The 14,404-nt window shown below is 34.6% G+C and carries 14 protein-coding genes and 1 other annotated feature; all 14 genes read left to right on the top strand.

Features of this window, described 5'->3' with window-relative positions; translation table 11 throughout:
• A partial coding sequence (locus ACPYKA_RS12090; RefSeq protein WP_479542518.1) for an aminotransferase class V-fold PLP-dependent enzyme occupies positions 1-478 on the top strand: 478 nt, incomplete at its 5' end.
• A gap of 15 nt (positions 479-493) precedes the next feature.
• Positions 494-1,594: a tRNA 2-thiouridine(34) synthase MnmA gene (gene mnmA / locus ACPYKA_RS12085; protein WP_479542517.1), complete on the top strand. Its 1,101-nt coding sequence runs from the start codon at positions 494-496 to the stop codon at positions 1,592-1,594.
• 63 nt (positions 1,595-1,657) lie between these two features.
• The gene (locus tag ACPYKA_RS12080) at positions 1,658-2,314 is read left to right on the top strand and encodes a tetratricopeptide repeat protein (RefSeq protein WP_479542516.1); all 657 of its coding nucleotides are present in this window, start codon (positions 1,658-1,660) and stop codon (positions 2,312-2,314) included.
• 14 nt (positions 2,315-2,328) lie between these two features.
• Entirely contained in the window at positions 2,329-4,656 is a 2,328-nt protein-coding gene (recD2, locus tag ACPYKA_RS12075) for an SF1B family DNA helicase RecD2 (protein WP_479542515.1), read from the top strand.
• A gap of 58 nt (positions 4,657-4,714) precedes the next feature.
• On the top strand, positions 4,715-5,773 hold the full coding sequence (locus tag ACPYKA_RS12070; RefSeq protein WP_479542514.1) for an AI-2E family transporter: 1,059 nt from the start codon (positions 4,715-4,717) through the stop codon (positions 5,771-5,773).
• A 58-nt stretch (positions 5,774-5,831) separates the two neighbouring features.
• Positions 5,832-6,038, top strand: a binding site (T-box leader).
• Between the two features lie 531 nt (positions 6,039-6,569).
• Positions 6,570-9,209: an alanine--tRNA ligase gene (gene alaS, locus ACPYKA_RS12065; RefSeq protein ID WP_479542513.1), complete on the top strand. Its 2,640-nt coding sequence runs from the start codon at positions 6,570-6,572 to the stop codon at positions 9,207-9,209.
• A gap of 99 nt (positions 9,210-9,308) precedes the next feature.
• Positions 9,309-9,581, top strand: a complete 273-nt coding sequence (locus ACPYKA_RS12060) for an IreB family regulatory phosphoprotein (RefSeq protein ID WP_336262469.1) — start codon at positions 9,309-9,311, stop codon at positions 9,579-9,581.
• Entirely contained in the window at positions 9,578-9,994 is a 417-nt protein-coding gene (gene ruvX / locus ACPYKA_RS12055) for a Holliday junction resolvase RuvX (protein ID WP_479542512.1), read from the top strand. The genes ACPYKA_RS12060 and ruvX overlap by 4 nt, the downstream gene beginning before the upstream one ends.
• A gap of 11 nt (positions 9,995-10,005) precedes the next feature.
• Positions 10,006-10,296, top strand: a complete 291-nt coding sequence (locus tag ACPYKA_RS12050) for a DUF1292 domain-containing protein (protein WP_479542511.1) — start codon at positions 10,006-10,008, stop codon at positions 10,294-10,296.
• Positions 10,297-10,342: 46 nt separating this feature from the next.
• Positions 10,343-11,518: an endolytic transglycosylase MltG gene (mltG, locus tag ACPYKA_RS12045; protein WP_479542510.1), complete on the top strand. Its 1,176-nt coding sequence runs from the start codon at positions 10,343-10,345 to the stop codon at positions 11,516-11,518.
• A gap of 21 nt (positions 11,519-11,539) precedes the next feature.
• Complete coding sequence (locus ACPYKA_RS12040) at positions 11,540-12,187, top strand: O-methyltransferase (protein WP_479542509.1); 648 nt, start codon at positions 11,540-11,542, stop codon at positions 12,185-12,187.
• 76 nt (positions 12,188-12,263) lie between these two features.
• Positions 12,264-12,740 (top strand): transcription elongation factor GreA, encoded by a 477-nt coding sequence (gene greA / locus ACPYKA_RS12035; protein ID WP_336262474.1) that lies wholly within the window; start codon positions 12,264-12,266, stop codon positions 12,738-12,740.
• Positions 12,741-12,912: 172 nt separating this feature from the next.
• Positions 12,913-13,530 (top strand): YrrS family protein, encoded by a 618-nt coding sequence (locus ACPYKA_RS12030; protein ID WP_479542508.1) that lies wholly within the window; start codon positions 12,913-12,915, stop codon positions 13,528-13,530.
• Positions 13,531-13,547: 17 nt separating this feature from the next.
• Positions 13,548-14,249, top strand: coding sequence for a 5'-methylthioadenosine/adenosylhomocysteine nucleosidase (locus ACPYKA_RS12025; protein ID WP_479542507.1), 702 nt, complete (start codon positions 13,548-13,550; stop codon positions 14,247-14,249).
• Positions 14,250-14,404 lie beyond the last annotated feature (155 nt).

Below are 14,404 nucleotides of genomic sequence, written 5' to 3'. Positions count from 1 at the left end.
ACTGCAATATGGTGGATTGCAAGAAAAAGCAAAACGACCAGGAACAGAAAATTTAATCGGAGCGGTTGGTTACTACACCGCAGCAAAATTGGCAATGGAAAATAAACAAAATAATTTTGACAAATATCTTTCATATAAACGTATTTTTTTAGATACGTTAAGCGAAGCAGAGATTGAATTTGAAGTAAACGGAGATACTGACATAGCAATTCCAACGATTGTAAATGTCAGCTTTCCTGGAACAAAAGTGGATGTACTTTTAACAAACTTTGATTTAGAAGGGATAGCGGCATCTAGTGGAAGTGCTTGTACAGCTGGTTCCCTCGAGCCTTCTCATGTTTTAAAAGCAATGTTTGGTAGTCGAAGTGACCGTATGTATAATTCAGTTCGTTTTAGTTTTGGTTCGGCAAATACAATAGAAAATGTCAAAGAAGCGGCAACTAATGTCGCAAAAGTAGTGAAAAGACTAACAGAATAAGGAAAGAGGATTAGTATGACAGAAAAAACACGGGTTGTCATCGGAATGAGTGGTGGAGTTGATTCTTCTGTAGCAGCCCTTTTATTAAAAGAACAAGGATATGAAGTGATCGGTGTATTTATGAAAAATTGGGATGATACCGATGAATTTGGTGTATGTACCGCGACACAAGATTATGAAGACGTGATCCGGGTTTGTAATCAAATTGATATTCCATATTACTCTGTGAATTTTGAAAAAGAGTATTGGGATAAAGTGTTTACTTATTTTCTTGATGAATACCGATCTGGAAGAACTCCAAACCCGGATGTAATGTGCAACAAGGAAATAAAATTTAAGGCGTTTATGGACTATGCCCTTTCGATTGGAGCAGAGTACGTAGCTACTGGTCATTACGCACAAGTACGGACAGTGAATGGAAAGACTGAATTATTACGTGGTGTTGATACAAGTAAAGACCAAACGTATTTTCTAAATCAATTATCAGCAGATGTTTTAGCAAAAGTGTTATTCCCACTCGGTCATTTAGAGAAAAAAGACGTAAGAAAAATTGCCGAAAAACATAACCTCGCGACGGCAACGAAAAAAGATAGTACAGGTATTTGCTTTATTGGAGAACGTAATTTCAAAGAGTTTTTAAGTGAATATTTACCTGCGCAACCTGGAGAAATGAAGACATTACAAGGCGAAGTAAAAGGAAGACATGACGGATTGATGTACTATACAATTGGTCAACGCCATGGACTTGGTATTGGTGGAGAAGGTGAACCTTGGTTTGTCGTTGGTAAAAATATAAAAGAAAATATTTTATATGTTGAACAAGGCGATTCTAATCAATATTTATATTCGGATGCCCTTATTGCTTCAGGCTTAAATTGGATCAATGAGGTAGAAAGCTCATTTTCTTGTACTGCTAAATTTAGATATCGACAAAAAGACAGTCAAGTTTATGTTACAAAACTTGATGAAGACCGAGTACTTGTTGAGTTTGAACATGATGAGAGAGCTGTTACACCGGGGCAAGCTGTTGTATTTTATCAAGATGAAGTATGTCTTGGTGGCGGGACGATTGAAGAAGTTTTTAAAAATGAAAAACAACTACAGTATGTTGGCTAAAGACTATGTTAAGGCTGTCGCTTAAGATAGTCTTTTAGCATGTAAGAGTCAGGAGTATAGATGTTGAATAAACAAAAGCAAGCAATTAACTTAATGAAAGAAAATAAATTAGAGGAAGCAGCTAAATTATTTATTGAAATAATTGACGAAAATCCAGAAGACCCAATTGGTTATATAAATTTTGGTAACGTCTTAGAATTAATGCAACAATATGATAAAGCAGAAAGATTTTATTTAAAAGCAATCGAGCTAGATGAAAAGTCTGCAACTGCCTTTGTCGGTCTTGGTAAGCTTTATTATGGGCAAAATATGTTAACTGAATCAGAAAAAATGTTCCAACATTCTTTAAAGCTTGGAATCGAGGATAGTGAAGTTTTTTATTTACTTGGTATGATTCATGTAAAGAGAAAAGATTTAATACTTGCCATACCTTTTTTACAAAGAGCGGCCGAGTTAAGTACAGATGCAGAAATTAAATTTCAATACGGCTTAGTTTTAGCGCAAACGAATTATCTTAAAGAAGCTAAAATAATCTTAGATGAAGTAATTACAATAGATAACACACATGCGGACGCTTTATACAACTTAGGAATCATTGCAGTACAACAAAACGAACATGACGTTGCTTTATCGTATATGAATAAAGTATTAGATTTGGAGCCAAATCACTTACTTGCAATGAAGGCAAAGCGAACTCTTTTAGAAAAGACAGATAGATAGCGGGGGCTTAGTGAATGGAAACAGATCATATGAATGAGCGCGGCTATATAAAGGGAGAAATTATGTTTACAATTTTCGAGAATACGGAAGAACATTTCTCCATTGCAAAGATAAAAATCCACGATACAAACGAAACGTATATCGAAAAAGACATTGTGGGTAAAGGATACTTTAGTAATTTGCAGCCGGGAGTTGTCTATCAGTTTTTCGGGAAACTTGATACACATCCAAAGTTTGGGGTGCAATATAATATAACTGCATATCAAACCTTCGTTCCAGAAACTAAAGAAGCAGTTGTCGCCTATTTGTCTAGCGATTTATTTTATGGGATAGGGAAACGAACCGCAGAAACCATCGTAGAAAAATTAGGGGAGAATGCCATACAAAAAATATTAGAAGACCCGAATGTGTTATCATCTATTCCAAATATGAAAAAGAAGACGATACAAACGGTAATAAGTACACTGCAAGATAATCAAGGGTTTGAGCAAATTGCCGTACAATTGACTCGCTATGGTATCAGTCTTAAAATGTCGCAAACATTATATAAAATGTATAAAGAAGAAACGCTAGTATTACTAAAAGAAAATCCGTATCAATTTGTCTTTGATATTGAAGGGTTCGGCTTTATTACGGCGGATAAAATTGCAAGCATAAATGGAATTTCTAAGAAAGATGAAAATAGAATTCGTGCGAGTTGTATCTATGCTCTTCAAATGAGTATCTTGGATGGACATGTATATTTGCCTGTAGAAGAATGCTTAAAGAGTATGCAAAATATATTAAAAGTTAATGATTTAACGGATGAAAAGTTGTTGCAACTACTTGATGTTCTTGAAACAGAGAAAAAAATAATTATGAAAGATAATCAGGTTTACTTACCTAGTCTTTTTTATGCTGAGGAACAATTTAGTTCACATATTAAAAGGATTATGGAAAAAGAAATTGAAACGAAAACGACAGATGCTGAACTGATGAAGTTGATTGGTGAAATAGAAGAAGAGGAGTCTTTAAGTTACGGAGATGAACAATTTTCGGCAATAAAACAAGCCATTCATTCGAAGTTAATGATCTTAACTGGTGGACCGGGTACAGGTAAGACAACTGTTATTAAAGGGATTTTAAAAGTGTACGCTGATATCTATGATTTATCTTTAAATCGTCATGATTATGATAAATCTGCTGACTATCCCTTTATTTTAACTGCCCCTACCGGTCGAGCTGCTAAACGACTAGAGGAATCTACTGGAATAAAAGCAATGACGATCCATCGGCTTTTAGGTTGGGATGGTCATCATAATTTTGAAAAAAACGAATATGAAAAATTAACAGGGAAATTTTTAATCATTGATGAATTTTCGATGGTAGATACTTGGCTTGCCAATCATTTATTTAAAGCTATCCCTGATGATATGCAAGTGTTATTGGTTGGCGATGAAGATCAGCTGCCCTCTGTTGGGCCTGGCCAAGTATTGGCTGACCTGTTAAGTAGTGAACGAATACCATTAATTAAACTAAATGAAGTGTACCGCCAAAAGGAAGGTTCAAAAATTATTCAGTTGGCACATTTAATTAAGAACGATAATTGTACACCAGCAGATTTAGTAAAAGATAAAGATTTTAGTTTTATTCCATGTAAAATGCATCAAATAATCGAGGTTGTTACAAAAGTTTTTAAACGTGCTATTGATAAAGGGATATCTGTAAACGATATTCAAATTCTTGCACCAATGTATCGTACGGAAGCGGGAATCGACGCGATTAATAAACAAATTCAGTCGTTAGTGAATCCGAAAGCGAAGAATAAAAGAGAACGATTCATTAATGATGCAACGTACCGGGTTGGTGATCGAGTAATTCAGTTAGTAAATCAGCCGGAAGATGGGGTATATAACGGAGATATTGGGGAAATTAAGCAAATATTTACGGCAAAAGAAAATGCAGAAAAACAGGAGCAAATTTTAATTGCCTTTGAAGACAATGAAGTGTTATATACACGTGCGAATTATTTAAATTTTATGCATGCTTATTGTATTTCAATACACAAATCGCAAGGAAGTGAATTTCCTATCGTCATTTTGCCGGTTGTTTCAACGTATCGTAGAATGTTGCGGAAAAACTTACTTTATACCGCAATTACTAGAAGTAAGCAATCTCTAATCATGTGTGGAGAAATAAATGCATTTATCCAAGGAATTGAAACATTAGATACCAATAAACGCTACACAACATTGAAAGAGCAATTGCAGCAAAAATTGGTTGGTTTTTCTGATAGTGAACAAGAAAAAACACTGTCAGATACAGAAGAATCTGATCGTTTATCTCCGTATGATTTTATGTAATTGGTGTATATAACCTCCCTCGTTACAAACAATAAAGAAGTGCGAGGGAGGAAGGGCAATGAATTTGAAGAAAATAATCTACATTTGCGTTTCCATCATATTGATTGTTTTAGTTATTTATCTTCTCATAAAACTCTATCCTGTTTATAAAACTCTTTTTGTTGTGATAGGTAAAATTTTAACACCGTTTATTATCGCTGCATTTATCAGTTATTTACTACATCCTGTTGTCTTAAAATTAAATCAATTTAATATTAGTAAAGGATTTGCTGTCATTATTATTTATTTACTTTTCTTTTCATTAATGACAATTCTTTTTTATAAAAGCTTTCCTGTTTTCGTACAACAATTACAAGATTTAAGTGAGCAGCTTCCGGAATCAATGATTTTATATGAAAATATTATTTATTCGATTTATGACTCGACCTCTTTTTTGCCAGAAATCGTTCATGATAAAATGGATGAATTAATTTCCCGAATCGAATTATCTGTTGAAAAACAAATAGAAAATATATTAGAGCGTGCAGCAAATCTATTTGATTTTATTATTACGATTACGATTATTCCTGTCCTTGTGTTTTATTTTTTGAAAGATTTTACTCAAATGAAAAATTCCCTGTATAATTTAGTACAGGAAAAACATTCCCAAAGAATTGATACGATTTTAAAAGCAATGGATGAAAGTTTAGGTGGGTATATTCGAGGGCAATTAATCATTTCTTCGGCGATCATGTTCGTCACATATGTAATTTATCATACGTTTCAATTGAAATATGCGCTCGTGCTTGCGGTGATTATGGGATTAATGAATGTGATTCCATATTTTGGCCCGATAATCGGTACAGTTCCTGCCGTTGCAGTTGCGATGACATCTTCTTGGAAGCTTGTTATCGTTGTTCTTGTCACTACTTTAATCGTTCAAACATTGGAAAACAGTTTTTTATCACCTTATATCATGGGAAAAAGTGTCCAAATTCACCCTGTTTTCATTATTTTAACATTACTAATTGGAGCAGAAATTGGTGGAATCATTGGAATGATTGTCGCAGTTCCCTTAATAACGATGGTAAAAGCGATTATTGTACAAATTTATCTAAATAAACAACATTGCAATTGACATTTGTGCACCAGTTTCTTATACTGTTTTTAACTTACATATGATTCTTTAAATAATAAATAAAATGTTGAAGGTAAAGAGTACATGATCTCTCATGTTAAAGAGAGGAATTTAATTTGCTGAAATAAATTCCAACATGATATTATGGAAAGCTAGACTGGAGTGCGGCTAATCCCCGTCGGTATCAAACCGTTACCATGATCAAGCGATGAATTGTTTTAATTCATAATTAGGGTGGTACCGCGAAAATGATCTCGTCCCTGCATGTGCAGAGAGGAGTTTTTTTATTGTTTAGCGTACTATTATAAACAACACTCATTAATTGAGAATAATTTTTCCATAAACTGTGCAGTAAATTTGGATAGTAATTGTCCATCGCTACGGAAATACACTGCGCTTTCCGTGGGCGGCTGATGAGCCTCCTCGTCGCTTCGCTCCTACGTAGTCTCACCGAGGCCTTTCCTCCCACAGGAGTCTCCGTGTATTTCCTCCGCTGGGTGTGCTAGTAAACGGTCTGCACTGTTTGATACTGCTATCATAATGGTTGATTGGAGCCGGAGGGCAGTCGACTCCTGTGGGAAAAGCACGTGTCTGAAGACTCAGAAGCAGTGGTTTTCTGCTTCGGAGGCTGAAGCCGTGCCCGCGGAAAGCAACTGTCCGCAGCGGAAATCAACGGCGCAGTAGCTAGGTTATAAATTTTCACTACTGCACAGTTTTCTTCAACTGTTTAAGTGATCTTTTAGTGGTTTTATATTTTCGTTTATAGAAATGATATTGAAAATGGAGGTAAAATAACATGAAGAAATTATCTTCATCAGAAGTTAGACAATTATTTTTACAATTTTTTAAAGAAAAAGGACATCAGATTGAAAGAAGTGTTTCACTTGTTCCAAAGGATGATCCAAGTTTATTATGGATCAATAGTGGAGTTGCAACATTAAAAAAATATTTTGATGGTTCAATTATCCCTGAAAATCCGAAAATTGCTAATGCACAAAAGGCGATTCGGACAAACGATATTGAAAATGTTGGTTTTACAGCAAGACACCATACATTTTTTGAAATGTTAGGTAATTTTTCGATCGGTGATTATTTTAAAAAAGAAGCCATTATTTGGGCATGGGAATTTTTAACAAGCGATAAATGGATTGGTTTCGATGAGGAATTATTATCTGTAACTGTTCACCCTGAAGATGATGAGGCGTATAATATTTGGGTAAATGAAATAAAATTACCTGAATCGCGGATCATTCGCTTAGAGGAAAATTTTTGGGATATTGGAGAAGGTCCATGTGGCCCTAACTCCGAAATATTTTATGATCGAGGAGAAAGTTATGGGAATGATCCAAATGATCCTGAATTGTACCCTGGGGGAGAAAATGAACGTTATTTAGAAGTTTGGAATCTGGTATTTTCACAGTTTAATCATAATCCAGATGACACATATACACCACTTCCTAACAAAAACATTGATACTGGAATGGGGTTAGAACGGTTAGTGTCCATTTTACAAAATGCTAAAACTAACTTTGATACAGACCTGTTTATTCCAATCATCAAAAAAACAGAAGAGTTTACCTCAGTAAAATATGGTGAAAAAGAAGAACTAGATACTGCTTTTAAAATCATTGCAGATCATATTCGTACCGTCACTTTTGCCATTGGCGATCACGCACTTCCCTCCAATGAAGGAAGAGGATATATTTTACGCCGATTAATTAGACGTGCGGTTCGTTATGCAAAAAATTTAGGGATAGAAAAACCATTTATGTATAAACTAGTCCCCACGGTCGGACGAATTATGAATTCTTATTATCCAGAAGTGACAGAGCAACAGGAATATATTGCGAATATTATTCAAATTGAAGAAGAAAGATTCAATGAAACGCTTCACGAAGGACTTGAACGTTTACATGAAATCATCGAGAAAGAAAAATCTCAGGGGAAACAAGTCATTCCTGGTGAAGAAGTTTTTAAACTTTATGACACATACGGATTTCCAAAAGAGCTTACAGAAGAATACGTAGAGGAATATGGTTTTTCTATTGATAATGCGGGCTTTGAACAGCAAATGGAGAAACAACGGACAAGAGCAAGAGAAGCGAGAGACCAAACAGCTTCTATGCATGTTCAAGATGATTTATTAACCCAAATTAATGAAGAAAGCACCTTTATTGGCTATGAGAAACAAAAGGTATCGACTGAAGTTATTTATATTATTGGTGAAAATGATATAATAGAACGAGCAAATGAAGGGGATAATGTTTCGCTTATTTTAAAAGAAACGCCATTTTATGCTGAAAGCGGTGGACAAATTGCAGATACTGGTTGGATTTATACAGATTCAGCAAAAGCAAAAGTAACAGATGTTCAAAAAGCGCCAAATGGGCAACATATTCATTATGTCGAAATAATCGAAGGAACACTTAAAAATAAGGAAACAGTGACAGCTATAATTGATGACGTTTTACGAAAGCAAATTATTAAAAACCATACTGCTACTCATTTACTTCATCAAGCTTTACGTGATGTTTTGGGAGAACATATTCACCAGGCTGGTTCGTTGGTAACTCCAGATCGGTTACGTTTTGACTACACGCATTTTGAAGCGACTAAAAAAGCTGACTTAAAGATAATTGAAAAAATTGTTAACGAAAAAGTTTGGTCAGGTCTACCTGTAATTATTGAGAATACAGAAATCGATAAAGCAAAAGAAATGGGTGCCATGGCGCTATTTGGTGAAAAATATGGTGATATCGTACGAGTTGTGCAAATTGGTGATTATAGTACAGAATTATGCGGAGGTTGCCATGTAAGCAATAGTGCTGAGATTGGCCTATTTAAAATTGTTTCTGAAAGTGGAATAGGTGCAGGTGTGAGAAGAATTGAAGCAATCACGAGTGAGCAAGCGTTTAATTGGATGGAAAACAAGCTCCATACACTAACTGATGCAGCATCATTGTTAAAAACAAATGAAGATAAACTTATTCCTAAAATTGAATCTGTACTGGAAGAATTAAAAACGCTTCAAAAAGAAAATGAGTCTTTACAAACAAAAATGTCTAACCAACAAACCGAGGAGTTATTAACAAAAGTTAAAACAATCAAAGGTATTGATGTTTTAACAGAAAAAGTGTCAGTAAAAGATATGAATCAACTTAGAAGTATGCTCGATTTTCTAAAACAAAAGATACAATCAGGTGTAATTTTGTTAGCGGCTGAAAATAACGGAAAAGTACTTTTAATATCTGGCGTAACAAATGATTTAATTAGTAGAAATATGCATGCCGGAAAATTAATTAGCCAAGCTGCAGCTGTATGTGGAGGCGGCGGAGGTGGTCGTCCAGATATGGCTCAAGCCGGCGGTAAAGATGTAACTAAAATTCCAGAAGCGTTCGATACAGTTTATAGCTATATTGAGGAACAGCTCAATTAAATTCATTTCTAACTTACAATAAAAAAATGGAAAAAGGTATTAGAAATGAATTAAACATGGTAAAATGTAGACAAGCTATTACGGGATGGGGTGCTAGTAATGAGTTCAATTGATAAAACAATGAAATTTAACTTTCCTGAAGAGTCATTTGATAAAGATATTAAAGAAACATTATTAACGATTCATGAAGCTTTAAAAGAAAAAGGCTATAATCCAATTAATCAAATCGTCGGTTATTTAATCTCTGGTGATCCCGCCTATATACCAAGATATAAAGACGCAAGAAACTTGATCCGAAAAATTGAACGAGATGAAGTAATTGAAGAATTAGTTAAATTCTATTTAAATGAATTAAAAAAGGAAAATAAATGAGGGTATTAGGTTTAGACGTTGGTTCCAAAACAATAGGCATTGCGGTTAGTGATGCTTTGAAACTAACGGCCCAAGGGTTAAAAACGATTATCTGGACTGAACATGATATGTCATCAGCCGATCAAGAACTTGCTTGCATTATTGCAGAATATGACATTCATGAAATTGTGATTGGATTGCCCAAACATATGAATGGTACGATTGGAGAGCGGGGGGAGTTTTCAAAAACATATGGAAAACGTTTGGAACGAAAATTCCAACTACCAGTTCATTTTGTTGATGAAAGACTTACAACCGTTGCTGCTGAACGAGCATTGCTAGAAGCAGACGTAAGCAGAAAAAAAAGAAGTAAAGTAATCGATAAAATGGCAGCTGTTATGATTTTACAAAGTTTTTTAAATCAGCATCAATAGGAGGAGATCTCATGAGTAAAGAAGAACAGGAAAGAATTATTATTCCCGATGAAAATGGAGAAGAGCATCTTTTTGAAGTGTTGTTTACATTTGATGTTGATGAAACAGGATATTCTTATATTACGCTCACTCCAGTCGAACAAGCTGATGAGGAAGAAGTGGAAGTATATGCATTTCGCTATGAAGAAGATGAGGAGGAGACGGAAGAAAGTGATTTCAAACTCTTTCCGATTGAATCTGATGAAGAATGGGATATTGTTGAAGAAATGCTATATACGCTAACAGAAGAAAACGATAATTAATACGTTATTTTATCTGTATAACAAACAGATAAAGGAGACATCCGTTATGACAAAAGATAAAGAGCCAACTGATCATGGATCCACACTTGAAGTAAAAGCAAATGATGCAAAAATAGTCCGGAAAATTGTGTTGATTACATTAAGTTCTTTTACACTTATATTCACTATCGGAATAATTTCAGGATACTTTTATATCAAATCAGCTTTGGAACCTGTGGATCCTGGGAGTAAAGAGAAAGTAGAAATAGAAATTCCATTAGGATCGTCGACAACTGAAATTGCAGGCATATTGGAAGAAAATGGAGTAATTAAAAATAGTAGGATTTTTCGTTTTTACATTAAATTTAAAAACTACTCAGACTTCCAAGCTGGTGAATATACATTAACACCTTCCATGGCGTTACAAGAAATTGTAACTGAGCTTCAAAGTGGAAAAATTATGGAAGAGCCACTTTACCGTATCACAATCCCTGAAGGTAAAACAATTGAGCAAATTGCAGGGATTTTTGCCAAAAAGCTCTCATTTTCCGAAGAAGAATTTATAGAAGTCGTTAATGATGAAAAATTTATTAAAGAACTAATGGAAAAATACCCAAGTCTACTCACCGAAGAAATATTAAATGAAGAGCTTTACATGCCTTTGGAAGGATATTTATTTGCGGGTACGTATGATATTTTTGAAGAAGAACCATCCCCTCGTCAACTTATTGAAACAATGGTTGAACGGACGGATGAAGTTTTAAAATCTAGACAAGAACAGGTGGCAGCGAGTGGACTAACGGTTCATGAAATTTTAACCTTAGCTTCTGTTATTGAAAGGGAATCCAAGTTTTCTGACGATCGTCCAAAAGTGGCACAAGTGTATTTTAATCGAATCGATAATAATATGAAACTACAGAGCGATATTACCGCATTTTACGGATTAAAAAATCTTAAACATAAAGCAGTAGTTACATATGATGACATCGAAGTTGATACACCTTATAATACCTATGTTGTAGATGGATTACCAATTGGACCGATTGACTCCCCAGGCGAGGAATCAATTGATGGTGTACTCAATCCGGAAGGGGAAGACTTTACTAAACTTTATTATTTTTCAAGACCGAATGGTGAAACTTTTTACTCAGATACATTAGAAGAACATAATCAAATCAAGGAAGAATATCGTCATGAATGGTATGATTTAGAAAACAAAGAAAGTGATTCCAAGAAAGAATAATATATGATGGAGATTAAACATATGGATAGTGTAACAGATTATTTACGACAAACCGTACCCGAGCGTAAAAAGTGGATGACTGAATTGGAATCTTATGCACACGAACATCAAATCCCAGTCATGGAGCCTGTTAGCTTACATTTTTTAACCCAGTTAGTTCGGATGAAAAAACCGCAGACGATTTTAGAAATTGGTACTGCAATTGGATATTCAGCGCTTCGTATGCATAATGCATATCCAACATCCCAAATAACAACAATTGAAAAGAATGAAACAATGTATCAACTTGCTCTTGAGAATATAAAGAAACAAGAAAAAGAATCTAACATTGACCTTATTTTTGGTGATGCTTTAGAAGAAGTTAACGTATTAGCATTAAATAATAAAGCATTTGACATCATTTTTATTGATGCTGCAAAAGGACAATACAAACGATTTTTTGAGCTTGTACAACCATTACTGAAAAAGGATGGAATAATCATTTGTGATAATATATTATTTAGAGGATATGTAGTGAATGACTCGATAGTGAATAATAAACGACTGCAAAACTTAGCAAAAAAAATCCGTGATTTTAACGAATGGTTAACAAGTAATGAACATTATCATACATCTATTATCCCTATAGGTGACGGAGTATCTATTAGTATTAAAAAAATTAATATTTGATTTTTAGAAAGACGTACTCACATCTCGGTGAGTGTGTCATTTTTATATGAATTTACATTGTTAAGGAGTGTTTAATATGACTGAAGAAAAAAGTTATTATATGACAGAAGAAGGTAAAGAAAAATTAGAACAAGAGCTACATGTGTTGAAAACAGAAAAAAGAAAAGAAGTAGTTGAAAGAATTAAAATAGCTCGCGATTTTGGAGATTTATCTGAGAACTCTGAGTATGATTCTGCTAAAGAAGAGCAAGCATTTGTAGAAACGCGCATTGCTCAACTGGAAAAGATGATCCGTAATGCTGTAATTATTGAAAATGATGAAAATAATGTTGACGTTGTAAGTTTAGGTAAAAAGGTAACATTCATTGAATTGCCAGATGGGGAGGAAGAAACATATACCATTGTTGGTAGTGCTGAAGCCGACCCTTTTGAAGGGAAAATCTCGAATGACTCTCCAATGGCAAAAAGCTTATTAGGTCAACAAAAAGGAACAGAAGTAATGGTGCCAACACCAGGTGGAGAAATTAAAGTAAAAATTGTTGACGTACATTAATCAGATAAAGAAATGAGTGTATACTCGTTTCTTTTTTAAGCAGAATCCATATAATTTTAATCACAGTCAACTACTTAAAAGCTTAGGCGTTCTATGAATAAAGCTTTGTTATGGAGCCAAGTTTTTAAAACAAATGCTTTATTACATTAACCGTACTGAGGAGGGAAACAACTTGACTAAAAATAGAACGTTATCTCGTACAACCAGACACCAAAAACGCCGTAACAATAAGCGTAAGTTATTATTTTTTTCATTGCTAGGGATTGTCTTTATTATTGTGCTGTTTTCATTAATTGTCTTTGGAAATAAAGATCAAAATAAAAGTGATCTGACTATAGAAAATCAGGAGGAGACAGCGGAAAAACCCTTAAATAACGATGAAAATGATGAAGAAAATGAAGATGACTCAGAAGATATCGATGAAGATTACGATTTAGAAAGTGATATAGATGTTCAAGAAGTTGACTCCACGGACGATAATGTAATTGTTGCATATACTGGGAATTGGGATCCTATCGGGACGTCGCAAACAGGGACGAATCATTCCACAGACTATAGCGATGGATCTGCCGACAGAGTTGAAATAAAACGAGCTGTTTCTGCTGTAACAGGAATAAGTGAAGATGATATGACTGAACATTGGGTAGGCAATGATGGGGAACAAAAAGTTGTTGCTACTGTTTCTAGCAAATCCGTTGAAGAAATTTATCGAGTATATTTATCTTGGATAGATAATGAAGGTTGGCAAGTAACGAAAGTTGAACGAATTAAAAATCCTGAGAAACAATAGGGCTCGGAGGTTGAATCATGAAGCTTGGAATAATTGGTGCAATGGATGAAGAAATTGAACTATTAAAGGAAAAAATGACTGATAAACAGAAAATCGAGATTGCTTCCGTACTTTTTGTGGAAGGAAAATTAAATGGCAATGACATTATTTTATTAAAATCAGGTATAGGAAAAGTAAATGCAGCGATGGCGACAACTATTCTCTTGGAAAGATTCCAACCGACCCATGTAATAAATACCGGGTCTGCCGGTGGATTTTCAAGTAAATTAAAGGTTGGAGATGTCGTAATAGGAAATGAAGTAGTTCATCATGACGTTGATGCTACGGCTTTTAACTACAAATATGGTCAAGTTCCTAAAATGCCGGCAACTTTCAAAGCTGATGAAGCCTTAATCGATAAAACCAAACAAGTTTTGGAGGAATTATCAATAGCAAGTGAAATAGGCTTAATTGCAACTGGAGATTCATTTATGAGTGATCCAGAACGGGTGAAATTCGTGAAAGAAAAGTTTCCCAACATGTTAGCGGCGGAGATGGAAGGTGCAGCCATTGCCCAAGTATGTTATCAATATGAAACCCCATTTGTTATCATACGGGCTTTATCTGATATTGCGGGTGTGGAATCTTCTGCGACGTTTAATGAATTTTTAGAGCTTGCCGCTCATAATGCAGCAAATATCATTACACAAATTACAAAAAAAGTTAAGGAAGAAGTTTAAAGTCATGTAATAAGAGCTGGCTTCTATTTTAATAGAGGCCAGCTCTTTTTTTAAACTTATTTAGGGACTGCTGAACAATTCACTATACAGCCCAAATTCGTTTGGCGAGTGTACTAAAAAATATGCCGAAAAATTGCCAAAAAAGGAGGCGCAGT

The organism is Pseudogracilibacillus amylolyticus (SeqCode) (genome assembly GCF_051918545.1).
GTDB lineage: Bacteria > Bacillota > Bacilli > Bacillales > Amphibacillaceae > Pseudogracilibacillus.
This window is presented reverse-complemented; position numbering and strand designations above follow the sequence as displayed.